Here is a 24,735-nt window from a genome sequence, read left to right as displayed (position 1 = left end):
AAAGTAAGGAGATCATTTTATGTTAAGGGACTTATTTGTAAATACAACAATTATTCTTTCCTTTATTTTTGTTGGAGGTCAGCTTTTAAGAGATAAGCCGTTAAAAGAAGGATTCTCTTTTGGGCAGAAATGTGTAGTAGGCATTTTTACTGGGATACTAGGTATATTACTAATGTATTTCGGTGTTCGTGTTGGTACCATCCTATTGGATTTACGCTACTTAGCTGTTATTCTAGCTGTTATTATTGGAGGGCCGATAGCGAGTACCATAACAATTATTATGATTTTAGTAACTAGACTGTTGTTTATGGATTATTCATTAGCTTCTCAAGTGGCCTTTTATACAATCATTGCGATAGGAATAGGGAGTATCTTTATTTCGCGTATGAAGCTTTCTTTAGGGGAAAAGTGGGTATGGTTACACGCATATATTTTATCTATTCTAATCCCAGCGTTATATATATGGTTAATTAAAGAGATCCACATAGTGGGATTATATTTAATTTCTAGTATTATTACAGGTTACATAACATTCATAAGTGCAAATTATGTTTTACAATCCAATGAGCTATTTCAAACGATGAAGCAATACGCAACGATAGATGCATTGACAGGTCTAGGAAACGTAAGACAGTTTGATTTAGAGATGAATCGTCATATTAGTAATAAACACTTGAAAAACGATTCACTTTGTTTACTACTTATAGATATTGACCATTTTAAGCATGTAAATGATACGTATGGGCACCCAGCGGGAGACGAAGTGTTAAAACAAGTAGGTCATATTTTGCGAGAAATGTCAGCATTTCCGGATTTGGTTTTTCGAAAGGGTGGAGAGGAGTTTGCGCTTTTGATACCAAGGAAAGGAATGGCTTATGGAATTCATGTTGGGGAACAAACTCGTATAGCTGTTGAAAAACATTCATTTGAATTGTTAGATGGAACAAAAATAAAAATTACAGTTTCGGTAGGGGTTTCAGAGTATGAAGGGGCATCAGAGCGATTTATTCAAGCGGCGGATGATGCGTTATACTACTCGAAACGAAATGGTAGAAATAAGGTCAGCTCTGCATCTTAAAGATAAGATGACCGGAAGACATAAAGCTTATAAAAAACACTCACAGAGGCAATGTATGAACCTTGTGAGTGTTTTTATTTATATATTAGACAAGTTCTTTTGATACAACGAATTTACGATATGCACCATGGTGAGTTGGACCTACGTATTCGTTAATTTTGAATGAGTAACGAATAGCAGCTGTGATGAATTCTTTAGCAGTTTTTACTGCTTCTTTCACAGGTTTTCCTTTTGCAAGTTCTGCTGTAATTGCAGCAGAATATGTACAACCTGCACCGTGTGTATTGGTTGTATCGATTTTTTCTGATTCTAGAAGTTCGAATGTTTCTCCATCATATAGGACGTCGATTGCAGTTTCCGTACCAAGTTTGCTTCCGCCTTTAATTAGTACGTATTTGGCACCTAAAGCGTGGATTTTCTTCGCTGCTTCTTTCATGTCCTCAAGAGAATTAATTTTCACACCACTTAATTGGTAAGCTTCAAATAAGTTTGGCGTTACAACTAATGCCTTTGGCACAAGAACGTCACGTAAGCAATCGTTTGTTTCAGGGTGTAATGCTTCATCTGCACCTTTACATACCATAACAGGGTCAACTACTACATTTTTGAAATTGTGCTTTTCGATTGTTTCTGCAACCATTTCAATAATTTCTACTGATCCAAGCATACCTGTTTTTAAAGCGTCTACGCCAACACCTTCAATTGTTGTTTCTAATTGTGGTTTTAATGTAGAAGCTGGGATTGGAAATACGTTATGTGCCCAACTGTTATGTGGATCCATCGTTACGATTGTTGTAAGAGATGTCATTCCGTATACGCCCAGTTCTTGGAATGTTTTTAAATCTGCTTGTATACCAGCACCGCCACTTGTGTCAGAACCAGCGATAGTAAGTGCTTTATTTAACGTCATTATGAAAGCCCCCTCGAGTGATATAATGAAAACTATGTTTTCACCATTATATCAATGTTACGAATAAGTACAAAGTGAAAAGTAGATGATTTATTTTAAGAGCTATTTAAAATCTTGTATGCAGGAGACTGAGTATGTTTCGAGATAATCGTACGAATGAATTAGTTATATTAAAGGAAATTGCAGAAACATTAAATACATCAAATGATACATATCATGTATTGCAAGCTGTCCTCGAGAAATTGCTAAGTGTAACAGGTTTAACGACAGGATGGATTTTTCTTGCGGATGAAAATGGTAAGTATACGAAGTTAATTGATTATCAATTACCAGAGGCACTTACATATGAAAATAAACGCCCGATGTGCGAAGGTGAATGTTGGTGTTTACGAGGTTTTGTAGATGGAAAATTGGAGAGAGCCGTTAATATTATTGAATGTAAAAGAATTAATAATGCAATTGAATATAATTGGGGGGATACGGAGGGCATTCTTCATCATGCTACGGTTCCTTTAAAAGCTGGGGGAGAAAAATTTGGGGTGTTAAATGTTGCAAGTCCGGGTAAAACACATTTTTCAGAAGAAGAATTAGTATTACTCCAATCGGTTGCCTTCCAAATTGGTACGGCTTTAAAGCGAACAAAATTATATGAAAATGAAAAGAGAAGAGCACATTATTATGTGAAATTAGAGCGTTTCATTCAAGATTTAAAAATGATTCATAAGTTTAATGTACTACCTGAAAAGGTGGTAAATCACGTAGGTGAAGTATTTCAATGGAATCAAGTAGCGCTTTTTATTAGGGAGGAAAAAGAATTATCTCTGCGAGCGTCTTACGTTCAGGAAGAGTTACAAGAGGATGTAAAAGAGGCGGCCAAGAAGGCGTTAGAACAAGATGAACCAGTTCTAATAAAACATCAAATAGGACATAATGTACATCTAAATCGAGCTGTTATTGCTACACCAATACATATTCAAAACCATATATTTGGTGTTTTATGTGTTAGTTTGAATAATGGAGAGTTTGATGCTAATACAATAGATGTAATTCAAGCATTATCGAACCATGTTTCGTTAATAATAGAGAATTTGAGGTTAAACGAGCAGCGCCGTGAACTTGTACGAATGGAAGAAAGAAATCGGTTAGCAAGAGATTTACATGATTCTGTTTCGCAAAAATTATTTTCATTAACCTTCATGACAAAAGGCGCCGAGGCAGTTTTAAAAGGTAAAAATGAAAAGGTAGATCAATCTTTGCATGAGATGCGTGAACTTGCGCAAGGAGCTTTGAAAGAAATGAGGACATTAATTTGGCAGCTTCGTCCGGCAGGATTAGAAAAAGGATTATTGCCAGCTCTAAAGCAGTACGGTGAAAATTTGGGACTGAAAATTAGGGAGCAAGTTACGGGTGTTCGTGATTTACCTCGTGTAGTAGAAGAAGCTTTGTGGCGCATAGGCCAAGAAGCACTGAACAATGTAAGTAAGCATGCAGGTGTAAAAGAAGCGACGATTTATTTTACAGTGAATGAGAAAAATGTATCATTAGAAATAGTTGATCAAGGAAAGGGCTTTGTGGAAAAGAATATAAAAGAAAAGAAATCACTAGGTATGACTACGATGCGTGAAAGAGTAGAATTAGTTGGTGGAACAATTAAAATTGTAAGTAGTAATAAACGAACGAGCGTAAAAGTAAATGTACCATTATGATGTGAAAATGAGGGAAGTTTGTGAAAATAAAAGTATTGTTAGTTGATGATCATACAGTCGTTTTAAAAGGATTAGCATTTTTCTTAAGTACACAGGAAGATTTAGAGTTAGTTGGAGAAGCGAATAATGGGAAAGAAGCGTTAGTGAAAGTAGGAGAAACAAATCCCGATGTTATATTAATGGATTTATATATGCCTGAAATGGATGGTGTTGAGGCGACGGCATATATAAAAAAAGAGTATCCAAATGTGAAAGTAATTGTATTAACTAGCTTTTCTGATCAGGCGCATGTGTTACCTGCATTAAGGGCTGGAGCAAGTGGGTATATTTTAAAAGATGTAGAACCAGATCAGCTTGTTGAGGCTATTCGAAGCGCATATAAAGGTAATATTCAATTACATCCGGATATAGCAAATGCTCTTCTCTCTCAAACATTACCTGTAGAAGAAAAGGAAGAAGAATCTTCTATTCAAGTGGATGTGCTAACAGCGAGAGAAAATGAAGTATTGCAGCTATTAGCGAAAGGGATGAGCAATAAGGAAATTGCATCTGTTTTAGTTATTACAGAAAAGACGGTTAAGGCGCATGTAAGTAGTATTTTGAGTAAGTTGAATTTATCTGATCGTACGCAAGCGGCATTATATGCAGTTAAAAATGGAATTGTATAAGACGAAAGTCGTAAGACCAAGTTCGCCTTTAGAAGGTGGACTTTTTTTATGGAAAAATACGTCTATGTGAGGACGAAATTGTCTTTATATAAAGATAAAATATGTTTGTAAGCAACAAAACAACAATTACAAGGGATACCTTTTTTGAAAGCATATAACAACATAAGAGTGAGTACTAGGAGGAATAAATAATGGCAACAGTTTTATTCGTTAAAGCAAATAACCGTCCAGCGGAACAAGCAGTTAGTGTAAAATTATATGAGGCATTTTTAGCAAACTATAAAGAAGCACACCCAAATGATACAGTAGTAGAACTTGATTTATATAAAGAAGAATTACCATACGTAGGCGTAGACATGATCAATGGTACATTCAAGGTAGGTAAAGGATTTGATTTAACAGAAGAAGAAGCAAAAGCAGTAGCAGTTGCTGATAAGTATTTAAATCAATTCCTAGAAGCTGATAAAGTTGTTTTCGGCTTCCCATTATGGAACTTAACGATTCCAGCAGTATTGCACACATATATTGATTATTTAAACCGTGCTGGTAAAACGTTCAAATATACGCCAGAGGGTCCAGTTGGCCTAATTGGAGATAAGAAGATTGCATTATTAAATGCAAGAGGCGGCGTATATTCAGAAGGTCCAGCAGCTGAGGTAGAAATGGCTGTTAAATATGTAGCAAGTATGATGGGCTTCTTCGGCGCAACAAACATGGAAACAGTAGTTATTGAAGGACATAACCAATTCCCAGATAAAGCAGAAGAAATCATCGCTGCAGGTCTTGAAGAAGCAGCTAAAGTAGCAAGTAAATTTTAATTAAAATTATAATCGTCACTCGAAAAAACAGCATTAACATGTAAACGTTAATGCTGCTTTTTTATATTTTTAGTTCATCAGCCAGCTTTTCTAATGTATTTCGATCTTGTATATAATATGTTCGGCCTTCTTTTCTTAAATAATTTTGTTGGCAAAACTGATTTAATACATATAAAAGATGACGGTAGCTGACATTTAAATATTCCGAGGCCTCGGTATGCTTTTCTATATAACAATTATTTTGCTCTGTTAATAAAATAAAAGCAGCTAATCGATTTTCAAAAGGATAACTATAGTTTTTTGCGTAATTTTCAGTGCGAGTAATTGTCTTTTCTCCAATAAATTTACATAAGTGCTGTAAAAACGTTGCATCTTGTAATAAAAGTTGCTGACAATCTTTAAGAGGAAGTGCCAAACACACACAATCTTCTAGTACTTCAACGGACTTAGTAATATTTTCTACTCCTATTAATCCTAATTCTCCGATAAAAGATGGTGCTTGAATAAAATTAATTAATGAAACCTTCCCGTTTTTATGACTCATATATATTTTGGCTCTCCCAGAAATTAAGTAATAGAGATAAGGAAGAGCATTTCCTTCGCTACATATCATCTCTTTCGTTTGAAAAGAATGCAGCTCTACATATGGCAAGACATGAAATGAAAATAGGGTATGGAATTGATGGATTCGCATGTATTGATAAATTTCTTCCTCATTTTTGCTGATTTTCATATTTTCACCCCTATGTATAGTATGAGATATCTCCTATTATCTTTACAAGAAGGAATGATACGATTTATGTAAATTTGTTTTTGTAGAAAAGAGAGTGTGATGAATTTATGAAAAAATATAAAACATTGTTATTTGATGTAGATGATACATTACTAGACTTCCAAAAGGCTGAAAAAGTGGCTTTACGGGTACTTTTTGAAGAGAAGGGAATCCCTTTAACAGACGAGATAGAGACTCGTTATAAAAAAATAAATAAAGGTCTTTGGGATGCTTTTGAAAAAGGTGAACTATCACGCAATGAAGTTGTAAATACACGATTCTCTCTGTTGTTTAAAGAGTATGGAGAAGAAGTAAATGGAATATTATTCGAAAATAATTATCGTAACTACTTAGAAGAAGGAAATCAACTCATGCAAGGTGCGTTTGAATTTATAAATCAAATTCAAGGGGAGTATGAATTGTATATAGTGACAAATGGTGTTTCTAAGACGCAAGATAAACGTTTGCGTAATGCAGGGTTACATTCATTATTTAAAGATGTCTTTGTTTCGGAAGATACAGGTTTTCAAAAACCGATGAAAGAGTATTTTGATTATGTTTTTGAACGGATTCCTAACTTTGCACCTGAAGAAGGGCTGATTATTGGGGATTCATTAAGCGCTGATATTAAAGGTGGATATGTAGCGGGAATTGATACTTGTTGGTTTAATCCAGAAAGGAAATTAAATGATAGTGGGATTATACCGACATATGAAGTGCATAATTTTGAGGAGTTAGAAGCTTTATTAAAGCAGCATGTGTAATAAAAATAGGCAGTGGAGCTTTCGTCCCCACTGCCTATTTTTATTAATTTTTATTTTCGTTATGTTTTGGGAGTGGAAAGGCATTCCCGATAGCAGCTGCACCAAGCATGGGCAATAGTAAATTAAGCGGGAAAAACATAAGTAATAGTAATGTTATAGCTATTGGCTTTCGTAACGCATAGCTTGAAATTGCTGTCGTTACGATGGCAACAGATGCTACTGGATCTATAGGAAGAATAGATGCTACAGCGTATCCGATACTTGAACCAGAAAATATAATTGGGAAGATATGTCCACCTCGCCACCCTGTGTTCAAACAAACGGCAGTAATGCACAACTTTAAAATCCCTGAAAGAAGTAGTATCCAAAAAGATAAATGGCTCCATTCAACAACTAATTCTTTTAATTGATGTTCCCCTGAAAATAATGTGTACGGAAGAAAAGTTCCCCCGATTCCTAATAAAATACCACCGATAATTCCGAGTGTCAGCTTGTATTCTCTAAAAGGGTGAATTAACTTTTCTAATGTGAATTCTAACTTGAAATAAAAGAAACCAACTATAGCGCCGATACTAGCAAGTGGAAGAAATGCAATCCATTCATTAAAAGAAAGTGCACCTTCCCCGAAATCAACAATAAAGGATCCACGATTATCAAGTTTACTCAGTAGTAAATAAACAGAAAAACCTGCGAAAGTAGTAGTTAAGTATACAATCGCTTTTTTTCCTTTAGAAAAAGCAGCAATTTCTTCCCCCTCATTTTCATTTGGTGCTAAATAACCGAATAATGGTGCGTTAAAAATGACACTTAAAGTAGCGCCAATTCCGATCTCGGTTAGCTCATTCATACCCTTTAAGGCAAATTTAAAGCGATCCCCTACCCATGTGCACAGTCCGCCTATAATTCCAACTAGTGCGGCTTCTGGACCAAGACTAGCACCGAAAATTAAAACAATAATCGCTGTTAAAGTAGCCCGATGGACAAAGCGATATTCGATTCGACCAGTTTTTTTATATTCAGCCATTACTTCAGGCATAAGGCGTGGGTATGTACCGAAATGTTTTTGTGATAGACCAACAAGGACCCCGCCAATTATTGTTACGCAAAGGGTGTAATAAGAGGGAAAAGAGAGAACTTCAGGCAAGTATCCCCAAATAAAGTGGATTCCAATATTTATTGTGACTAAAAATAACCAGACTGTAGCTCCTACTATAGATCCTAGAAGAATGCCATATAGAGCAAGTATGTAATGCATATCTTTTTTATTTGTCATGTTATACCTCCGTTATGTAAATCTTAGTAGGGAAAAAAGTGAAATATACTAGTGAAAAATGGATTGAATATATATAGTATCTTTTTGAGAAGATGGCCTATTCAACATATAGGCTAACTTTTGGGGAATTTGAATTTATAGGTTAAATTACTTATTTAATTTTATAGACTGATTTGAGGTTTTTAAAGGTCTTTTTTGAAATAGACTAGAATATATTTCTTTTGTTGCTTTATATGAAACTGTTAACATTTATTTTAGAACATTCAGAAAAACTGTTTGACATTAGGAAATTATTGCTATAAAATCAACGGTAATTGCATAGTCTTATCAAGAAAAGGTGGAGGGACAGGCCCGATGAAACCTTGGCAACAGCCGTATAACGGAATTGTGCCAAATCCTGCAGGTAGTAATCCTGAGAGATAAGAAAGAGCCTTTAGAGCGTGTTTTCAAACTGCTCCTTTCTTGTTTTCAGGAAAGGGGCAGTTTTTTATTTTGTATAAAAGAAAGGAGAATGAGAGATGGGAGAATCATGGGGAAAAGGAACAATTTGTGTGCAAGGTGGCTATACGCCAAAGAATGGTGAACCACGTGTTTTACCACTTTATCAAAGCACAACGTATAAATACGATACTTCGGATGATTTAGCAGCTCTATTTAACTTAGAGGCAGAAGGATATATTTATACACGTATTGGAAACCCTACTCTAGCAGCATTTGAGCAGAAATTATCAGATTTAGAAGGCGGTGTAGGAGCTGTTGCAACGGCTTCTGGGCAAGCAGCTATTATGCTCGCAGTTTTAAATATTTGTAGTAGTGGAGACCATTTACTTTGCTCTTCAACTGTTTACGGGGGAACGTTTAATTTATTTGGGGTGAGTTTACGTAAGCTTGGCATTGATGTTACGTTCTTTAATCCAAATTTAACGGCAGATGAAATTACGGCGCTTGCTAATGACAAGACGAAACTTATCTATGCAGAATCGTTAGGAAATCCAGCGATGAATGTTTTAAATTTTAAAGAATTTTCAGCTGCCGCTAAAGAATTAGAGGTACCTTTTATCGTTGATAATACATTAGCAACTCCTTATTTATGCCAGGCATTTGAACATGGGGCAAATATTATTGTTCATTCTACGACGAAGTATATCGATGGGCATGCGAGCTCCTTAGGCGGTATTGTAATTGACGGTGGAAACTTTGATTGGACAAATGGAAAGTATCCTGAGCTTGTTGAACCAGATCCAAGTTATCACGGTGTAAGTTACGTTCAAAACTTTGGTGCAGCAGCGTATATTGTGAAAGCACGTGTTCAGCTATTAAGAGATTATGGAAATTGTATGAGCCCATTCAATGCATATATTAGCAATATTGGCTTAGAGACTTTGCATTTACGAATGGAGCGTCATAGTGAAAATGCTCTGGCAGTTGCTAAGTGGCTTGCTAATCATGAACGTATTGAATGGGTGAATTATCCGGGGTTAGATAGTAATGAAAATTACTCGTTAGCACAACAGTACTTGAAAAAAGGTGCTAGTGGTGTTTTAACTTTCGGTATTAAAGGCGGATTAGAAGCAGCAAAAGAATTTATCGCAAATGTAAAACTAGCAACTCTTGTAACGCACGTAGCTGATGCACGAACTTGCGTTATACATCCTGCTAGTACGACGCATAGACAATTAAATGCTGAAGATCAGCGTTTAGCGGGTGTTACATCTGATTTAATTCGTTTATCGGTTGGTATAGAAGATGTTTCTGATATTATTGCAGATTTGGAAGCAGCTCTAGTTGGAGGCAAAACACATGCCGATCATAATTGATAAAGATTTACCGGCTCGCAAAGTGTTGCAAAAAGAAAATATTTTTGTAATGACGAAGGAGCGGGCAGAAACACAAGATATACGTGCTTTAAAAATTGCTATATTAAATTTAATGCCAACGAAACAAGATACAGAGGCGCAATTACTTCGCTTAATTGGAAACACGCCGTTACAATTAGATGTTCATTTGCTTCATATGGAATCACATCTATCGCGTAATGTAACGCAAGAACATTTAACAAGCTTTTATAAAACGTTTCGTGATATTGAAAATGAAAAGTTTGATGGGCTCATTATTACAGGAGCGCCAGTGGAGACCCTTGCTTTTGAAGAGGTAGATTATTGGGAAGAGCTTAAACATATTATGGAGTATTCAAAAACGAATGTAACATCTACGCTCCATATTTGCTGGGGGGCACAGGCTGGCTTGTACTATCATTATGGTGTTCCAAAGTATCCCCTTAAGGAAAAAGTGTTCGGTGTATTTGAACATGAAGTTTGCGAGCAACATGTGAAATTATTACAAGGATTTGATGAATTGTTTTTTGCTCCGCATTCTCGTCATACAGAAGTACGAGAGAATGATATTAGAGGAGTGAAAGAATTAACATTGTTAGCAAACTCTGAAGAAGCAGGTGTTCACCTTGTTATTGGGCCAGAAGGAAGGCAAGTGTTTGCCCTTGGACATAGCGAATATAGTTGTGAGACGTTAAAACAAGAATACGAACGAGATCGTGACAAGGGATTAAATATTGATGTGCCAAAAAACTATTTTAAACATAATAATCCAGATGAAAAGCCGCTTGTTAGGTGGAGAAGTCATGGTAATTTATTGTTTTCTAATTGGTTAAATTATTACGTGTATCAAGAAACCCCTTATATATTGTAAAGAAAGATTGTGTAACACGTGGCAACGTTTTCCTTGTAAAGATTAACCTTTATTTTTCCGAATGTTCAAAATACATTGTTTTTCAGATTTTTTACTCATATAATTTCATCTAAACACAATTTTTGAGGGGTGGACAGTACTATGAAAGAAATTCAAGTTGGGTTATTAGGTCTTGGGACAGTTGGCAGTGGTGTGGTTCGTATTATTACGGATCATCAAGAACGACTCATACACCAAGTAGGTTGTCCAGTGAAGGTAACGAAAGTATTAGTGCAAAACATTGAGAAAGAGAGAGAGGTAGAGGTACCTTCTACTCTATTAACACAAGATGCAAATGAAATTTTAGATAATCCAAATATTGATGTTGTTATTGAAGTGATGGGTGGCATTGATGATGCAAAATCATATATTTTACAAGCTTTAAAAAGCGGAAAGCATGTTGTAACTGCAAATAAAGACTTAATGGCATTACATGGAGCTGAATTATTAGCGACAGCAAAAGATAATAAGGCTGATTTATTCTATGAGGCGAGTGTGGCAGGGGGAATTCCAATTTTACGCAGTATCGTAGAAGGACTTTCTTCAGATCTTATTACGAAAGTAATGGGAATTGTAAATGGAACAACAAATTTTATTTTGACGAAAATGTCAGACGAAGGGAGAGCATATAACGACGTGTTAAAAGAAGCCCAACAACTTGGATTTGCAGAAGCAGATCCAACATCAGATGTAGAAGGTTTAGATGCAGCAAGAAAAATGACGATTTTAGCTACCCTCGGTTTCTCTACAAATGTAGAGCTTGGAGATGTGAAAGTAAAAGGTATTACCTCTATTACAGAGGAAGATATTGAATACAGTAAGAGCTTAGGTTATACAATTAAATTAATCGGTCTTGCAAAACGAGATGGTGAAAAATTGGAGGTTACAGTTGAACCAACTTTACTTCCAAATACACATCCTCTTGCAGCAGTACAAAATGAATATAACGCTGTGTATGTGTACGGTGAAGCAGTTGGGGAAACGATGTTTTATGGACCAGGCGCAGGAAGTTTACCGACAGCTACAGCTGTTGTTTCGGATTTAGTTGCTGTAATGCAAAATATTAGATTAGGGGTAACAGGAAATAGTGCTGTAGTCCCACAATATCAAAAAGTATTAAAAGAGCCAGACGAAATTGTCGTGAAAAAGTTTTTAAGACTGCATGTAAAAGACGAAATTGGTGTATTTGCAAAAATTACTTCATTGTTCTCTGAGCGCGGAGTTAGCTTTGAGAAAATTATTCAAATGCCGCTTGAAGAGAAAGGAAAGGCTGAAATTGTAATTGTAACGCATCGTGCGTCTCTTGCTGATTATGATTATATTCTACATACGTTGCAAGGGTATGAAGAAATAGATTGTTTGAAAGCGAACTATCGAATTGAAGGGGATGCTAAGTAGTATCTCTTACCATAAAACAGAAAGAGCCTATTAAGCAGCTTGCTTAATAGGCTCTTTTCTATTTAAAATCTGCGTACCAACTTGAATAAATGCTTGGATAATCCAGCCTGTTGTAAAGGATAAGATGATTGTTCCAAAATAGATAGGTCCATCTAATAAAAAGCTTAACGTTAAAAATAAAAAGGCTAATGAAATCTCTGTTCTTCTAAACGTCCATTTTTTCTTCTCGGCAAACGTTAAAACGAAAGCTTCTTGAGGCGCTGCACAAAGGTTTGTAGAGACGTAAAGACCAATTCCAGCTCCAACGAATAGATTTCCGCAAATAAGTGTTATATATTTTGGAAGAGAGCGGATAGCGTCCATAATAGTTGTAATGGAACCAATCCAATCAACAAAAAGAGAAATAAGAACCATCGTTACAATTGTACCGATTGTAATTTGTTTTCTATTCCAAAAGAGTACGATAAGTGTAAAGGCAAAGTTAATCATGAAAATCCAAAAACCAATACTTATCCCAAAATTTTGATATAGTGCAATAAAGAAGGAATCATAAGGGCTAAGTCCAAAGGAAGTAATTGTCGTCATCATATTAATACCGATGGCAAGAATGAGTAAACCGCCAATGAAAAATATATATTCTAATTTGAATCGAAGCATAGTTGTATATCCTTTCTAAATGTATTTGCTAGGAAAGGATATATTGTGGAAAGCTTACCAGGTCAAGGAAGAATTTTTTTGAGAAGGGGAAAATGAGATGACAAATATAAGAAAGATTGCTGAACTTGCTGGAGTATCTGTTTCAACTGTTTCACGTGTACTAAATAATCATCCGTACGTAAATGAACAGAAACGAAAAGAAATTTTAGCGATTATAGAAGAATTAAATTACACGCAAAACGTGAATGCAATTCATTTAGTGAAAGGAAAAACGAATGTAATTGGCGTTTTATTGCCACACGTAAATGATCAATATTATAGCGCTATTATCGAGGGGATATCAAAAGAGACAGCAAAGAATAATTATAATATGATGCTTTGCCAGACGAATTATAGTGAAGAAAGAGAACTAGAAATTTTGAATATGTTAAAAATGAAAAAGCTTGATGGGGTTATTATTTGTTCTCGGACAAATAGTAAGGAGAAGCTTGAAGAATATACGAAATTCGGCCCGATTGTTATGTGTGAAGAAATAGATTCGAAGTATATTTCAAGTGTCCATATCGATTACTACAAAGTATTTTCACGTGGGATGAAAAGCTTAATAGATGCCGGTCATACACGTATTGGATATTGTATTGGAAGAAGTAATAGCGTTAATAGCCAAAGACGAAAGAAGGCGTACGAAGATTCGCTTCAACAGAGTATCGTAACACCGTTAGAGACCTGGAAATTTGAGGGATGTTTTACAGTGGAAGATGGACGCAATGTAATTAGAGAATGGGCTCATATGTCAGTAAAACCGACGGCGTTCCTTGTATCTTGTAACCATATTGCAGCGGGGATGGTTACAGAAGCAAAAAAACAAGGAGTTCGTATTCCAGAGGATATTACGATTATCGGGTGTGATGATCAAGAGGTGGCAGATATATTGGGTATAACGACGATTTCGCATTCTAGTAAAAACGTTGGAGTGAAAGCGTTTGAATTATTATATGAAAAGATTAATGAAGAGAAATTAGATGTGAAGCATATAGAGTTATTACCAGAGTTAGTAGATAGAGAAACGACATAATTGAGAAGGTGTGAAAATCGCTTTTCAAAATTTCGTTTGGTATAATTATGGACAATCTATGAGGGCTAAAAGGGGTTTTGATATGAGATCAAAAGTAGTAAAAGTAATTCTACTCATTACAATTGCATCTTTCTGTTTATTTGCATATGGCTTTGTTTCAGGTGTAAATGATGTATTAAATCCGAAAGCTTCAAATTTAATTAAAAAGACCGATGTAGTGGCAAAAGAGAAAAAGAAAACGGGAACGTTACAAATCGTTAGTTTAGGTGATTCATTAACGCGTGGCGTTGGTGATAAAGAAGGAATTGGCTATGTTGGGCGAATGAAAGAGGATTTACAAAAAGATTATAAGCAAAAAATTGCATTAACAAATTTAGCAGTTAGTGGTGCAAAAATGCCCGATTTATTAAAACAAATTGAAAGTAATGGCGCTCAATATTCAATTAAGCAAGCAGATGTAATTGTGTTAACGATTGGTGGAAATGATTTGTTCCCAGGCTGGGAATCACTTGGGAAAATAGATTTAGAGACGTATCGTCCTGACACAGAGACATTTCAAAATGAAGCAAAGAAAATTATAGAAGAAATTCGTAAATTAAATACAGATAGTCCGATTTTTTGGCTTGGTTTATACAATCCTTTTGAAGATGTAGAAGATTTAAAAGGGTCTTCAAACATTGTTGTGGACTGGAATGCATCTTTAGAGAAATTAGCGCTAAACGATAAAAATGTGTATATTACACCGACATTTGATTTATTCCAAAACCGCGGGAAAGATTTATTATACTCTGATCATTTTCATCCGAACGAAGTAGGTTATACGTATATGGCAGAACGTTTAGTTCAAAATGTTGTAAGTAAATTAAAACTAGAACAAGGAGGGGTAAAATGACGACGATACTTTCTGTACGAGACTTGAAGAAGGTAATTGGAAAGAAGACTCTTGTAGAGAATATTTCCTTTGATGTAAAGCAAGGAGAAGTGTTCGGGTTCTTAGGACCAAATGGTGCTGGAAAGACGACTACCATTCGAATGTTAGTCGGATTGATTAAGGCGACAGAAGGTACGATTTCTATCGGTGGTTATTCGATTAAGGAAAATTTCAGAGAAGCGATGCGTCAAATTGGGAGTATCGTTGAAAACCCAGAGTTGTATACATATTTAACGGGATGGGAAAATTTAAAGCAATTTGCTCGTATGTTAGGTGATATATCAGATGAACGTATTATTGAAATTGCTGAAATGGTTCATTTAGATGAAAGAATTCATGACAAGGTAAAAACGTACTCACTTGGTATGAAACAACGCCTTGGAATTGCGCAGGCGCTCCTTGGAAATCCGAAATTGCTCATATTAGATGAACCAACGAATGGTTTAGATCCAGCAGGGATTAGAGAACTTAGGGAATTTATACATAAGCTTGTGAAAGAAGAAAATATGAGCGTGTTTATTTCAAGTCACTTGCTAAGTGAAGTGCAAATGATATGCGATCGCGTTGCTATTATTCATAAAGGAAAGATGATAACAGTTGCCAAGGTTGAAGAATTAATTAAAACAGCAAGTGATCGTGTAGAATGGATTGTTACACCGATTTCTAAGGCGAAAGATATGCTAGAAGTGGCCGAAGAAGTAAGGGAAGTGAGTGTAGAAGGCGATCGATTACTATGCCGCATGGATATTGCATCTATAAGTAGTTGGAATAAACACTTTGTCGCAAATGAAATAGATGTACATAGCGTTAAGGAGCTTGTATTTACGCTAGAAGATTTATTTATTGAACTCACAAGGGGTGAGCAGCATGCGTGAATTTGCGAATCTAGTTTTAAATGAATCAGAAAAGATTTACCGCAAGAAACGTATTTTTGTTGTCATGCTTATTTTAGCAATCTTGATCCCGCTTTTTGTGTATGCGCAGTATCGTGAAATAGAAACGACACAAAAAAGACTCGGTACAACTGATTGGAAGGTTTCATTGCAACAGCAAATTGTTGATTCTCAGAACCGGTTGAACAATTCTAGGTTGCCAGAAGAATGGCGTGATTGGTTAAAGGTAAGAGTTGAGCAACAACAATATTATTTAGATCATAATATTAATCCGATGGCACCGGGTGCACCGACTTTTGTCAGAGCATTTATTGAACAAGGAATTACATTATTTATTCCGCTTCTCGTAATGATTGTCGCCATTGATATCGTTTCAGGAGAACGAAGTGATGGGACGATGAAGATGTTACTTACGCGGCCGATTCGGCGCTGGAAAATACTCCTTAGTAAATACGTGACGATGTTATTTTTCATTTCGCTCATACTGTTTCTTATAGGTTTGTTTGCTTACATATTATCAGGGCTTGTATTTGGGTACTCGGGATGGAATTTACCTGTTTTAACAGGATTCGTCATTGATAAGGAAACGTTAAATACGAACTTTGTACATCTTATTCCGCAGTGGCAATACATCTTAATGGCGTATGGACTAGCCTGGTTTGTTGCTATCGTTGTCGGAACTATATCATTTATGGTCTCTGTTTTAATTCGTAATACACCAGCTGGTATGGGCGTTATGCTAGCTGCATTAATTGCAGGCGGTATTTTAAGCTCGTTCGCAACATCTTGGGAAGGCGCCAAATATATTTTTAGTGTGAATTTATCATTAACGGATTATTTATCAGGAAAATTACCTGCATTACAAAGTTTATCGATGGGATTTTCTTTGATGAATTTAACTGTTTGGGCAGTTGTTTCTCTTGTTATTTCGTTCGTAGTATTTACAAGACAGGATATGGTGAATTAATTAGACAGGAAGTGACAGTATGGAAAATGTTTTAAAGAATGATTGGGAGCCACTATTGGCAACAGAATTCGAGAAAGAGTATTATCTTACTCTATCCAGTTTTTTGACAGAAGAATACAGCACGCATGTTGTTTATCCGAAGGTAGAAGATATTTTTAACGCTCTTCAGTATACAAGTTATGAAAATACAAAGGTTGTCATTTTAGGGCAAGATCCATATCATGGACCGAATCAAGCGCATGGTTTAAGCTTTTCTGTGCAACCTGGTGTTAAAACACCACCGTCATTGTTAAATATGTATAAAGAACTTCGAGATGAATATGGTTATGAAATCCCGAATAATGGTTATTTAGTAAAATGGGCGGAACAAGGAGTATTATTACTAAATACCGTATTAACAGTTCGTCAAGGCGAAGCAAATTCTCATAAGGGAAAAGGATGGGAGCACTTCACAGATCGTGTAATTGAACTATTGAACGAACGTGAAAAGCCAGTTATTTTCATATTGTGGGGGCGCCATGCGCAGGCGAAGAAGAAATTAATTACGAATCCGAATCATCATATTATCGAATCTGTACATCCAAGCCCATTATCGGCAAGACGTGGTTTCTTTGGTAGTAAGCCATATTCTAAAATAAATACAATTTTAGCTAATATGGGCGAAAGAGAAATTGATTGGGAAATTCCAAATTTATAAATAGAAAAGGTAGTTAACAGTTGTTAACTACCTTTTTATTATCATTGTTGCTCGTTCTTTAATTTTGCATCTAGTACAAAAGTACCAAATGGGATAACTGATGAAACGAATGCTCCAAGTGCCCATAAAATTGATTTACGGTGTACGATTGTTACTTGAATTACTGCAAAGATGAATAGAATAAATAGAACACCATGAGCCATGCCTGTAATTTTAACAGCTGTTGCAAATCCTGCAAAATATTTCAATGGCATTGCTACAAATAATAGTAATAGGAAAGAAATACCCTCAACTAGTCCAATTGCTCTTAATCGTCCGATTGGTGTAGATAACATAAAGTAGCCTCCTTTAACGTATGCTTGTATATAGTAAATTTGTATTCTTTTTCAAAATAAAATAGTCTATTTTGTTTCATTATATACAAAAAGAAAGTTTACACTACGAGAATAGTGCAAAGTTCAAAATATAGTCACAAAAGCATGAGAATTTAAATAAAAACCTATTTGAAGTATTTGACTTCAAATAGGTTTTGTGAATGAAAATATTAAACAAGTACATCCGTTTTTAAAACGAATTTCTCTACAACTTTTGCAACACCATCGTTCATATTTGTATCTGTTACGTAGTTCGCAATTTCTTTAATATCATCAGGTGCATTGCCCATTGCAACGCCAAGACCAGCAAATTCAATCATTGCTTGGTCGTTATAGCTATCGCCCATTGCGATAACTTCTTCACGCTTAATGCCAAGCTTTTGAATCAGTTTGTTTAAGCTCGTTCCTTTTGTAACACCGGCTTCAGTAAATTCTAAGAAGAATGGTTTCGAACGCATCACGCTTAATTGGCCTTCTAGTTGTTGTTGAAGTTTCTTTTCAACTTCAACAAGGCGTTCAGCTTCTTTATTCATTAATACTTTTACTACAGGCTCTTTAACTGCGGCTTTAAAGTCATCTACTACAACAATTGGCATACCAGTAATATCGCCCTCAATTTCAGTATAAGGATTATTTTCTTCCGTTACGATATCATCGCCCATATAAGTATGAATCCATACATCTTCAGTTTTACTAATTTCAAATAGGTTGTGAACGATTTCAGGAGATAGTGTACTACTAAAGATTTCTTCGTTTGTTTTACAGTTAATAATTTTTGCGCCATTAAAAGATAGAATGAAACTGCCGTATTCTTCTAAGCGAAGTTCTTTGGCTACATTGCGCATACCAAACGTTGGACGTCCAGAAGCAAGTACAACCTTTACCCCTTGCTCTTGTGCAGTCATTAACGCTTCTTTCGTACGAGGTGAAATAGTATGGTCATCACGTAATAAAGTATCATCTAAATCTAAAACAATCATTTTATAAGTCATATAGAAAATTCCTTTCTTTAATTGAAATCAAAATACATGTTCATGAAGATGTTGAGGAATAATAGTAAGACATCAAACCTCTTTGAAAAGAAGTAGATAAATTATTATGAGTTGTTGCTCATAATATTGGTTAATAATCATTGGGGAAGAATAAAACCCCAATGATTAAAGTTTGATTTTATCGTAACAACTCTAAAGGTAGAGTGCAATAATGGAAGTTTTCCAATTTACGATATTTGTTTTGCAGCGGAACGAGAAAATAGTATTTCTAGCAAGATTGCCATTACAGATCCAAGAACGAGACCATTACTTAAAAACGATGCTAGAAATGGTGGAAGTGTGGAATATGCTCCTGCTGGAACAAACATAACTCCGACTCCTGTAAAGATTGAAAGACCGGCTACTTTAAATAATCGTTCTTTATCCTGGACAGTTTCGTATTCTCGAAAGGCGAGACCAATCATGCTTGCGAATACAGGATAAATAGCGGCATAACCAACTGCAACAGGGATTGCTGCAAAGAATGAAGTAATCTTTGGAAATATACTAACGACAATAATAAAGCTTGACCCTAATATAAACGGGAGACGTTTATAAATATTAGTCGTTGCAATAAAACCTGCTGATCCAGAAATAGCGACAGGCCCAATAGCTGAAAATAGGCCGCCTAGCAATTGGTTGATTCCTGTTATAATGCCAGCTTGTTTAAAACGATCTGATGCAACGTTTTCTTCATATTTAGAGACAACCTTTTGTACAACGCGAATACTTGCTAACATATTTGTTAGAAGTAAGAGTGTAACGAAAATGACCGTAATTACCATGTTCCATTCAACACGAGGCATTCCGAAAACAAATAAGGATGGAAAACGGATTATGTCTGTCACTGGTGTTATTGGATTAGATAATCCGAAACATGCGAATAATATCCAGCCGCATACGATACTGAAAAGAACGGAATATTGTCCAATAATAGGTAGCTTCATGATGAAAAAGGATAGTAAAATAACAATGAGTGAAAGAATAAATACGTTAGGTTGTACTTCTGTATGTTTTCCATCAAGGCCAAACATTCCCTTTAAGAAGGAGCCACTAAGCTGCGCGACAAGAAGAAATAAATACGTTCCAATGACTGTCGGTGTAAAATAGCGAACGAGTTTATCAATAAGTCCAAAAACGCTAAGAATAATACAAATAATACCGCTTAATAAGAAAGCATATTGAAGAACTTTAAGTGTCTCATTGCTTGATCCAAATAATACGACGCCTAAACTCGCATAAAGGGAGAAAATTCCCCACCAAAGGCCAGCAGGACCTTCTTGAATAGGAAGTTTATGCCCAAATATAGCTTGCAAGAGACCAGCAAAGCCTAGAACAAATAATGTTCTTTGTACGAATGCAATGGCTTCAGCGCCATCAAGACCATAACTAGTTGCGACACTAATTGGTACAATAAGGCTTCCAGCTAAAATAAATAGTGCCCATTGTAAGGCGGAAAGAAATGTCTTCATTATATCAACCTCTTTCATAGATTCCGTATCTAGTATATACGTATTTTATTTCCACTGGCAAAGATTGTAGATAGAGAAAAGAGTTGAAACACGGTATGAATGCACGTAAGCAATTATGGATAGCAGTTATATGTATGACTTTTGTTGTAATTCTAGGAACGATAGGATTTATGACGATTGAAGAGATTAGTTTGTTTCAAGCATTTTGGATGACAATGATTACTGTATTGACTGTTGGATACGGAGATGCTGTTCCTGTAACGCAAGCGGGGAAAGTATTTGCGCTTCTTATTATTCCTGTTGGCGTAGGTATTGTTACGTATGCAATTGGGGTAGTGGCAGCTATGATTATTGAAGGGAATTTATTTCATGCAGTACGGAGGAAGAAGATGGATAAACAAATAGCGCAGTTGAAAAATCATATTATAGTATGTGGTTGCGGTAGAGTGGGGCTTCAAGTTGTACATGAATTGCAAGAAAAGAATATTCCATTTGTCGTTGTTGATAAAGATGAAAGTATATTGGAGCAGGAAAAGCTTTTATTTGTACATGGAGATGCAACGGAAGATCAAGTATTACATAATGCCGGAATTTTAAAAGCAGCTGGTTTAGTTGCTATTGTTGCAAATGATGCCGAAAATGTATTTATTACATTAACAGCAAGAGGGTTAAACGATACGATTAAAATTGTGGCGAGATCTGAAAAGCCAGAAACTGAAGAGAAATTAAGGCGTGCCGGTGCAAATAAGGTTATTAATCCATCTAGTATGGCGGGTATTCATATCGCAAAAGGTATTGCAAATCCATTAACCGTTCATTATATTGATACAGTGTTGTATGGAATAGAACAGTCATTTGTCATTGAAGAAATTCTAGTTGGCAAAGATTCAATATTAGTTGGTAAATCGTTACTAGAGAGTAATGTAAGGAATCAGTTTGATGTAACAATATTAGCGATTTCAAGAAATGGGGATATTATACATAATCCAGCAGGGCAGGAAAAATTGAAAGAACGTGATATGATAATAGTATTTGGTTCAGTAGAGAAATTGGGGCAATTCGAGAAAGAATTACAAAGTACGAGGTGAGAAGGAATGCAAATATCTAGCGACAAGATTTTAAATAAAATGGCGAATGAAATTGCGAAGGCAAAAAGTAGTGAAGGACAAAAGTCAAAAGAACATTTATTAGTTGTGCGTGCTTTATGTGACTTATTATTAGATGAACAAGTTGAAACATCTACATATAGAGAACCGCAAATTCCATCGCAAGTAATTGGATCACAACCAGTAACAACTATGCAACCAATTGCACCTGTTTCTGGGGAGCCAGTATATATAAAAGAAAGTGATGCAAACGGTAATTCTTTATTTGATTTTTAGAAGATAAATCGTTTGGCTTATATGCAAAAATTGCTTATGATAAAGGTAAAAAAGGGGAATTAAGATGAAAATTTTCTTTTTACTAGGTTGTATTGCAGCGGGGCTATCTGTTGCATTAGGGGCCTTTGGAGCACACGGTTTAGAAAATAAAATTTCTGCAAAAATGTTAGAAGTGTGGAAAACAGGCGTTACATATCAAATGTTTCATGCAGGTGGACTATTCGTAGTTGCTTTATTGATGGATAAGGTTCAATCATCACTTTTAACTACTGCTGGTTGGCTAATGGTAGCTGGAATTATTATGTTCTCAGGTAGTTTGTATGCATTAAGTACGACAGGTATTAAGTTCTTTGGTCCAATTACACCTCTTGGTGGTGTAGCGTTTATTGTGGCGTGGATCCTAGTAGGGACTGCAGTTGTAAAAGGATTATAAAAAAACAAAAGCTGGCATTTGCCAGCTTTTTTTATGGTCTTGGAGTATAAGTTGCTTGTTGACTAGGTAAATACGTAATTTCTTCTGGAAATTCTACGTAATCTAAGTAGATCATTAGTAGTAAATAGCGTTTTCCTGATTGCGGTTCACTAATAACGATATGGTCACGGCCAGCTGCTTCAATAATACCTGTATAAGATTGTGTGCCAAGGGAACTGCCACGTTCATAGGTCATTACAACCGTAGCTTGCTTACCTTTGTTTAAACGAAGGATATTTTCAATATAGGATTGCTCTAGAGGTAACATGCCTTGAGAAATTGCATATTGAGCTTGCGCAGCTTGAGCTGTTTGTTGTTGCATCGCTTGCTGCTGTTGTTGAGTCATTTGTTGCGGTTGTACATAAGTTCCAGATGGTTGATAAAAACCTGTTCCATAGTATGGATTTTGTTGCTGTGCCATTCAAAAATCCCTCCTCATTTTTATTCCTTAATATACGCTAGGGCAGTCTCCAGCAGATGGCTGGAAGAAGCAGTGCTTTTTAAAGCGACCAGAGTTTTGTTGGTTATACCAAGTTGGTGGACAAGGACCTTCAGGTCTAAAGAACCATAAGGCAAAGTTGGCAGGCCAAAAACGTTGCCCTTGAATGGTCCGTCTCGCTAGGGCAATATCTTGTTCGCGTGCCCGTTGATAAAAATATCCTTTTTGCGTTGCTTCAAAACCGCCGGGGTTTTGATAAACCATTTGACGTAAATTACGAATGCTTTTAAAGTCTAAACAATTTCCGCGGACACGATTTACCCCAACGTTTCCGACCATTAACATTCCTTGTTGCCCTTCTCCTTCGGCTTCAGCACGCATCAGTCTAGCCAACAACTTTACATCTTCTTCGTTATAAGCAATAACGCCCATTATGTGTCACCTCTCTTTTTGTAATACCTTTTGGAAAGAGGTTTATCCCGCATTAACGGGCAGTAAGACTCCTGCCCTAAAATTTGGTTGAAGTAAAGAAATTAGATGGGAGATCAAACTGCCCGTAAACGCCCGATTGGTTCAACTAATAATCAGCGGGGGATTCCCCCACTGATTAAAGTTTCACTTTATCTCTAGATGAAGTGTGTAACAATTACTAGTTCATACGTATGAGGAAAAGGACTCAGATATGACAACCAAACGAAGTTTTACATTGAGAGTGGAAAATAAAAAAAGCTAGCGTGAGCCAGCTTTTTTATTAAAAAACTCTAGACCATAAGTTTGAGAAGAAATCACCAATAGAGCGCATTGTTAACACAAACCAATTTGCTTTTTCAACTTCCTCTGTCGTTTTTGCAGTAACTTTCATACTTTTACTACCGTCTAAGAAACCATATTTATCAGTTGATTCTAAAGTAATTGAGCCTACTTTGGTATCTTTCTTAATAGGTGCAACTAAATGTCCATCTTCAGAAAGAGATTTATCTAATTCAGTTCCAATTTTATAAGGCTCTTTGCTACCTTTTTTCGCAATTACTGTTATTTCTTTTTCGGGTGCAACAGTTACTTGGTCTTCTTTCCCTTTTACTACAGAGATTGTATTGTTTTTATTAACTTTTAGTTTTTGTTTTTCAAAGTTATTAAATCCATATTCGATTAATTCACGAGATTCCGTGAAACGTTCATCCATTGATTTTGTTTTAATAATAACCGAGATAAGACGTACATCACCACGTTTAGCAGTAATGGTAAATCCGTATCCAGCTGTATCAGAACTTCCGGTTTTTAAACCATCAGTACCTTCATAAGCGAAAGCAGCTCCTGGTAACATCCAATTCCAGTTTTCCATACGAATTGGTTTTGGGTGATTGTCTGGGAAGTTTCTAAATCTTTGTTTTGTATCCTCTAGCATTTCTGGATACTTTGTAATCATTGCTTTTGAAAGCATACCCATATCACGAGCTGACATAGAGTTTTCTGCATTTGGATCAGTACCCTCAGGATGTTTTCCTTTTAAGTCAGCGTTATTTAAGCCAGTAGCGTTTACAAATTTATATTTCTTTAATCCTAGCTTTTTAGCATGTTCATTTGCAAGATTTAAGAAGTTTTTCTCACTTCCTGCAAGAAGTTCTGCTAAAGCAATACTAGATCCATTTGCAGAGAATATAACAATAGAATGATATAATTCTTTTACAGTATATTGACGTCCTTTTTCGAACGGTACATTAGAGAATTCATTATTACGAGAGACTTCATAAGCGTAATCAGAAATATTTACTTTCGTATCCCATGTGATTTTTCCTTCTTTAATTGCTTCTAAAACAGCGTAAACAACAATTAATTTTGACATACTAGCAATAGCTAGCAATTCATCTGGATTTTGCTCGTGAAGTATTTTTCCTGTATCTGCATCAAATAAAAGTGCAGCCGCCGCCTCAATATGTATTTTTTCTTCCGCATGGGATGTTGTTACTCCTAAGGAAGAAATTGACAATACAAGCAATAGTAAAATAGACAAGATTTTTTTCATATAGATTATCACCTTCGCATCGTTATTTAGCATATAGCTCGTATCATTTTAGCATATCTTTACATATAAAAAGGTTACAATTTTACAAGAAATTTGAAAAAATGTTGGTTTTTCTTCAAAAGTGTAGAAAAAAGGAGATTTTTGAGGATAAATATAGAGAAGAATAAAAAAAGGAACGAATTTCGTTCCT

General features: G+C 35.7%; 26 protein-coding genes and 1 riboswitch. Of the genes, 16 read left to right on the top strand and 10 right to left on the bottom strand.

Features of this window, described 5'->3' with window-relative positions:
- The first annotated feature begins 19 nt into the window (after nucleotides 1–19).
- Entirely contained in the window at nucleotides 20–1,078 is a 1,059-nt protein-coding gene (locus tag M1D73_RS27520; protein ID WP_086404466.1) for a GGDEF domain-containing protein, read from the top strand.
- 85 nt (nucleotides 1,079–1,163) lie between these two features.
- Here M1D73_RS27520 and pdxK read toward each other — a convergent pair whose 3' ends face one another.
- Nucleotides 1,164–1,988: a pyridoxine/pyridoxal/pyridoxamine kinase gene (pdxK, locus tag M1D73_RS27515; RefSeq protein ID WP_086404465.1), complete on the bottom strand. Its 825-nt coding sequence runs from the start codon at nucleotides 1,986–1,988 to the stop codon at nucleotides 1,164–1,166.
- A 134-nt stretch (nucleotides 1,989–2,122) separates the two neighbouring features.
- Between pdxK and M1D73_RS27510 the strand changes: the two genes are divergently transcribed.
- The 3 genes from M1D73_RS27510 (at nucleotide 2,123) to M1D73_RS27500 (ending at nucleotide 5,180) form a co-directional block, all read left to right on the top strand.
- Nucleotides 2,123–3,694, top strand: coding sequence for a GAF domain-containing sensor histidine kinase (locus M1D73_RS27510; RefSeq protein ID WP_000488138.1), 1,572 nt, complete (start codon nucleotides 2,123–2,125; stop codon nucleotides 3,692–3,694).
- 20 nt (nucleotides 3,695–3,714) lie between these two features.
- Entirely contained in the window at nucleotides 3,715–4,362 is a 648-nt protein-coding gene (locus M1D73_RS27505; protein WP_000695801.1) for a response regulator, read from the top strand.
- A gap of 191 nt (nucleotides 4,363–4,553) precedes the next feature.
- A complete protein-coding gene (locus M1D73_RS27500; RefSeq protein ID WP_000246735.1) occupies nucleotides 4,554–5,180 on the top strand; it encodes an FMN-dependent NADH-azoreductase in 627 nt (208 codons plus the stop codon).
- Nucleotides 5,181–5,241: 61 nt separating this feature from the next.
- Here the strand turns inward: M1D73_RS27500 and M1D73_RS27495 are convergent, their stop codons facing one another.
- Nucleotides 5,242–5,913: a transcriptional regulator YeiL gene (locus M1D73_RS27495; protein WP_000703327.1), complete on the bottom strand. Its 672-nt coding sequence runs from the start codon at nucleotides 5,911–5,913 to the stop codon at nucleotides 5,242–5,244.
- 107 nt (nucleotides 5,914–6,020) lie between these two features.
- On the opposite strand from M1D73_RS27495, the gene M1D73_RS27490 reads away from it, so the two are divergent.
- Entirely contained in the window at nucleotides 6,021–6,716 is a 696-nt protein-coding gene (locus M1D73_RS27490; RefSeq protein ID WP_069604551.1) for a YjjG family noncanonical pyrimidine nucleotidase, read from the top strand.
- Nucleotides 6,717–6,759: 43 nt separating this feature from the next.
- Here the strand turns inward: M1D73_RS27490 and M1D73_RS27485 are convergent, their stop codons facing one another.
- Nucleotides 6,760–7,989 carry a chloride channel protein gene (locus tag M1D73_RS27485; RefSeq protein WP_121868358.1) on the bottom strand — a complete coding sequence of 410 codons (1,230 nt, stop codon included), beginning with the start codon at nucleotides 7,987–7,989 and terminating at the stop codon, nucleotides 6,760–6,762.
- A gap of 321 nt (nucleotides 7,990–8,310) precedes the next feature.
- Nucleotides 8,311–8,415: riboswitch (SAM riboswitch) on the top strand.
- Between the two features lie 92 nt (nucleotides 8,416–8,507).
- Between M1D73_RS27485 and M1D73_RS27480 the strand changes: the two genes are divergently transcribed.
- The 3 genes from M1D73_RS27480 (at nucleotide 8,508) to M1D73_RS27470 (ending at nucleotide 12,132) form a co-directional block, all read left to right on the top strand.
- Nucleotides 8,508–9,806: a bifunctional O-acetylhomoserine aminocarboxypropyltransferase/cysteine synthase gene (locus tag M1D73_RS27480; protein WP_000504780.1), complete on the top strand. Its 1,299-nt coding sequence runs from the start codon at nucleotides 8,508–8,510 to the stop codon at nucleotides 9,804–9,806.
- Nucleotides 9,790–10,695, top strand: coding sequence for a homoserine O-acetyltransferase MetA (gene metA, locus M1D73_RS27475; RefSeq protein ID WP_001121540.1), 906 nt, complete (start codon nucleotides 9,790–9,792; stop codon nucleotides 10,693–10,695). Before M1D73_RS27480 ends, metA begins: the two co-directional genes overlap by 17 nt.
- A gap of 141 nt (nucleotides 10,696–10,836) precedes the next feature.
- Nucleotides 10,837–12,132 carry a homoserine dehydrogenase gene (locus M1D73_RS27470; protein WP_000659109.1) on the top strand — a complete coding sequence of 432 codons (1,296 nt, stop codon included), beginning with the start codon at nucleotides 10,837–10,839 and terminating at the stop codon, nucleotides 12,130–12,132.
- A 30-nt stretch (nucleotides 12,133–12,162) separates the two neighbouring features.
- On the opposite strand, the gene M1D73_RS27465 is transcribed toward M1D73_RS27470, so the two are convergent.
- Nucleotides 12,163–12,789 (bottom strand): YczE/YyaS/YitT family protein, encoded by a 627-nt coding sequence (locus tag M1D73_RS27465; protein WP_121868357.1) that lies wholly within the window; start codon nucleotides 12,787–12,789, stop codon nucleotides 12,163–12,165.
- A gap of 97 nt (nucleotides 12,790–12,886) precedes the next feature.
- Here M1D73_RS27465 and M1D73_RS27460 point away from each other — a divergent pair, with 97 nt between their 5' ends.
- The 5 genes from M1D73_RS27460 to M1D73_RS27440 are packed head-to-tail and all read left to right on the top strand — an operon-like array spanning nucleotide 12,887 to nucleotide 17,352.
- A complete protein-coding gene (locus tag M1D73_RS27460) occupies nucleotides 12,887–13,864 on the top strand; it encodes a LacI family DNA-binding transcriptional regulator (protein ID WP_000181976.1) in 978 nt (325 codons plus the stop codon).
- 10 nt (nucleotides 13,865–13,874) lie between these two features.
- A complete protein-coding gene (locus tag M1D73_RS27455; RefSeq protein ID WP_002022849.1) occupies nucleotides 13,875–14,756 on the top strand; it encodes an SGNH/GDSL hydrolase family protein in 882 nt (293 codons plus the stop codon).
- Complete coding sequence (locus M1D73_RS27450; RefSeq protein ID WP_000207722.1) at nucleotides 14,753–15,670, top strand: ABC transporter ATP-binding protein; 918 nt, start codon at nucleotides 14,753–14,755, stop codon at nucleotides 15,668–15,670. The genes M1D73_RS27455 and M1D73_RS27450 overlap by 4 nt, the downstream gene beginning before the upstream one ends.
- Nucleotides 15,663–16,655 carry an ABC transporter permease subunit gene (locus tag M1D73_RS27445; RefSeq protein ID WP_121868356.1) on the top strand — a complete coding sequence of 331 codons (993 nt, stop codon included), beginning with the start codon at nucleotides 15,663–15,665 and terminating at the stop codon, nucleotides 16,653–16,655. The genes M1D73_RS27450 and M1D73_RS27445 overlap by 8 nt, the downstream gene beginning before the upstream one ends.
- Nucleotides 16,656–16,674: 19 nt before the next feature.
- A complete protein-coding gene (locus M1D73_RS27440; protein WP_000432527.1) occupies nucleotides 16,675–17,352 on the top strand; it encodes a uracil-DNA glycosylase in 678 nt (225 codons plus the stop codon).
- Nucleotides 17,353–17,393: 41 nt separating this feature from the next.
- On the opposite strand, the gene M1D73_RS27435 is transcribed toward M1D73_RS27440, so the two are convergent.
- From M1D73_RS27435 to M1D73_RS27425, 3 genes are all read right to left on the bottom strand, one after another.
- The gene (locus M1D73_RS27435) at nucleotides 17,394–17,687 is read right to left on the bottom strand and encodes a DUF3817 domain-containing protein (RefSeq protein ID WP_000953396.1); all 294 of its coding nucleotides are present in this window, start codon (nucleotides 17,685–17,687) and stop codon (nucleotides 17,394–17,396) included.
- Between the two features lie 209 nt (nucleotides 17,688–17,896).
- Nucleotides 17,897–18,718 carry a Cof-type HAD-IIB family hydrolase gene (locus tag M1D73_RS27430; protein ID WP_000221387.1) on the bottom strand — a complete coding sequence of 274 codons (822 nt, stop codon included), beginning with the start codon at nucleotides 18,716–18,718 and terminating at the stop codon, nucleotides 17,897–17,899.
- 227 nt (nucleotides 18,719–18,945) lie between these two features.
- Nucleotides 18,946–20,229 (bottom strand): purine/pyrimidine permease, encoded by a 1,284-nt coding sequence (locus M1D73_RS27425; protein WP_121868355.1) that lies wholly within the window; start codon nucleotides 20,227–20,229, stop codon nucleotides 18,946–18,948.
- A 95-nt stretch (nucleotides 20,230–20,324) separates the two neighbouring features.
- Between M1D73_RS27425 and M1D73_RS27420 the strand changes: the two genes are divergently transcribed.
- The 3 genes from M1D73_RS27420 to M1D73_RS27410 all read left to right on the top strand — a co-directional run bounded on the left by M1D73_RS27420 (nucleotide 20,325) and on the right by M1D73_RS27410 (nucleotide 22,044).
- Complete coding sequence (locus M1D73_RS27420; RefSeq protein ID WP_000993980.1) at nucleotides 20,325–21,317, top strand: potassium channel family protein; 993 nt, start codon at nucleotides 20,325–20,327, stop codon at nucleotides 21,315–21,317.
- A 6-nt stretch (nucleotides 21,318–21,323) separates the two neighbouring features.
- Entirely contained in the window at nucleotides 21,324–21,611 is a 288-nt protein-coding gene (locus tag M1D73_RS27415; RefSeq protein WP_001167352.1) for a YwdI family protein, read from the top strand.
- Between the two features lie 64 nt (nucleotides 21,612–21,675).
- Complete coding sequence (locus M1D73_RS27410) at nucleotides 21,676–22,044, top strand: DUF423 domain-containing protein (RefSeq protein WP_000688315.1); 369 nt, start codon at nucleotides 21,676–21,678, stop codon at nucleotides 22,042–22,044.
- A 31-nt stretch (nucleotides 22,045–22,075) separates the two neighbouring features.
- Here the strand turns inward: M1D73_RS27410 and gerQ are convergent, their stop codons facing one another.
- The 3 genes from gerQ to M1D73_RS27395 all read right to left on the bottom strand — a co-directional run bounded on the left by gerQ (nucleotide 22,076) and on the right by M1D73_RS27395 (nucleotide 24,545).
- Nucleotides 22,076–22,504, bottom strand: coding sequence for a spore coat protein GerQ (gene gerQ, locus M1D73_RS27405; RefSeq protein ID WP_000068652.1), 429 nt, complete (start codon nucleotides 22,502–22,504; stop codon nucleotides 22,076–22,078).
- Nucleotides 22,505–22,531: 27 nt separating this feature from the next.
- Nucleotides 22,532–22,954: a cell wall hydrolase CwlJ gene (gene cwlJ / locus M1D73_RS27400; protein ID WP_000538168.1), complete on the bottom strand. Its 423-nt coding sequence runs from the start codon at nucleotides 22,952–22,954 to the stop codon at nucleotides 22,532–22,534.
- A 319-nt stretch (nucleotides 22,955–23,273) separates the two neighbouring features.
- A complete protein-coding gene (locus M1D73_RS27395) occupies nucleotides 23,274–24,545 on the bottom strand; it encodes a serine hydrolase (RefSeq protein ID WP_000722871.1) in 1,272 nt (423 codons plus the stop codon).
- Nucleotides 24,546–24,735 lie beyond the last annotated feature (190 nt).

The organism is Bacillus sp. PK3-067 (genome assembly GCF_056738645.1).
The sequence above is the reverse complement of the archived record's forward strand: the minus strand, read 5'-3'. Positions and strand labels throughout refer to the sequence as shown.

Coding starts and splice junctions, on each gene's coding strand:
- M1D73_RS27520 (WP_086404466.1), top strand. CDS start 20: ATGTTAAGGGACTTATTTGTAAATACAACAATTATTCTTTCCTTTATT.
- pdxK (WP_086404465.1), bottom strand. CDS start 1,988: ATGACGTTAAATAAAGCACTTACTATCGCTGGTTCTGACACAAGTGGC.
- M1D73_RS27510 (WP_000488138.1), top strand. CDS start 2,123: ATGTTTCGAGATAATCGTACGAATGAATTAGTTATATTAAAGGAAATT.
- M1D73_RS27500 (WP_000246735.1), top strand. CDS start 4,554: ATGGCAACAGTTTTATTCGTTAAAGCAAATAACCGTCCAGCGGAACAA.
- M1D73_RS27495 (WP_000703327.1), bottom strand. CDS start 5,913: ATGAAAATCAGCAAAAATGAGGAAGAAATTTATCAATACATGCGAATC.
- M1D73_RS27490 (WP_069604551.1), top strand. CDS start 6,021: ATGAAAAAATATAAAACATTGTTATTTGATGTAGATGATACATTACTA.
- M1D73_RS27485 (WP_121868358.1), bottom strand. CDS start 7,989: ATGACAAATAAAAAAGATATGCATTACATACTTGCTCTATATGGCATT.
- M1D73_RS27480 (WP_000504780.1), top strand. CDS start 8,508: ATGGGAGAATCATGGGGAAAAGGAACAATTTGTGTGCAAGGTGGCTAT.
- metA (WP_001121540.1), top strand. CDS start 9,790: ATGCCGATCATAATTGATAAAGATTTACCGGCTCGCAAAGTGTTGCAA.
- M1D73_RS27470 (WP_000659109.1), top strand. CDS start 10,837: ATGAAAGAAATTCAAGTTGGGTTATTAGGTCTTGGGACAGTTGGCAGT.
- M1D73_RS27465 (WP_121868357.1), bottom strand. CDS start 12,789: ATGCTTCGATTCAAATTAGAATATATATTTTTCATTGGCGGTTTACTC.
- M1D73_RS27460 (WP_000181976.1), top strand. CDS start 12,887: ATGACAAATATAAGAAAGATTGCTGAACTTGCTGGAGTATCTGTTTCA.
- M1D73_RS27450 (WP_000207722.1), top strand. CDS start 14,753: ATGACGACGATACTTTCTGTACGAGACTTGAAGAAGGTAATTGGAAAG.
- M1D73_RS27445 (WP_121868356.1), top strand. CDS start 15,663: ATGCGTGAATTTGCGAATCTAGTTTTAAATGAATCAGAAAAGATTTAC.
- M1D73_RS27440 (WP_000432527.1), top strand. CDS start 16,675: ATGGAAAATGTTTTAAAGAATGATTGGGAGCCACTATTGGCAACAGAA.
- M1D73_RS27435 (WP_000953396.1), bottom strand. CDS start 17,687: ATGTTATCTACACCAATCGGACGATTAAGAGCAATTGGACTAGTTGAG.
- M1D73_RS27430 (WP_000221387.1), bottom strand. CDS start 18,718: ATGACTTATAAAATGATTGTTTTAGATTTAGATGATACTTTATTACGT.
- M1D73_RS27425 (WP_121868355.1), bottom strand. CDS start 20,229: ATGAAGACATTTCTTTCCGCCTTACAATGGGCACTATTTATTTTAGCT.
- M1D73_RS27420 (WP_000993980.1), top strand. CDS start 20,325: ATGAATGCACGTAAGCAATTATGGATAGCAGTTATATGTATGACTTTT.
- M1D73_RS27415 (WP_001167352.1), top strand. CDS start 21,324: ATGCAAATATCTAGCGACAAGATTTTAAATAAAATGGCGAATGAAATT.
- M1D73_RS27410 (WP_000688315.1), top strand. CDS start 21,676: ATGAAAATTTTCTTTTTACTAGGTTGTATTGCAGCGGGGCTATCTGTT.
- gerQ (WP_000068652.1), bottom strand. CDS start 22,504: ATGGCACAGCAACAAAATCCATACTATGGAACAGGTTTTTATCAACCA.
- cwlJ (WP_000538168.1), bottom strand. CDS start 22,954: ATGGGCGTTATTGCTTATAACGAAGAAGATGTAAAGTTGTTGGCTAGA.
- M1D73_RS27395 (WP_000722871.1), bottom strand. CDS start 24,545: ATGAAAAAAATCTTGTCTATTTTACTATTGCTTGTATTGTCAATTTCT.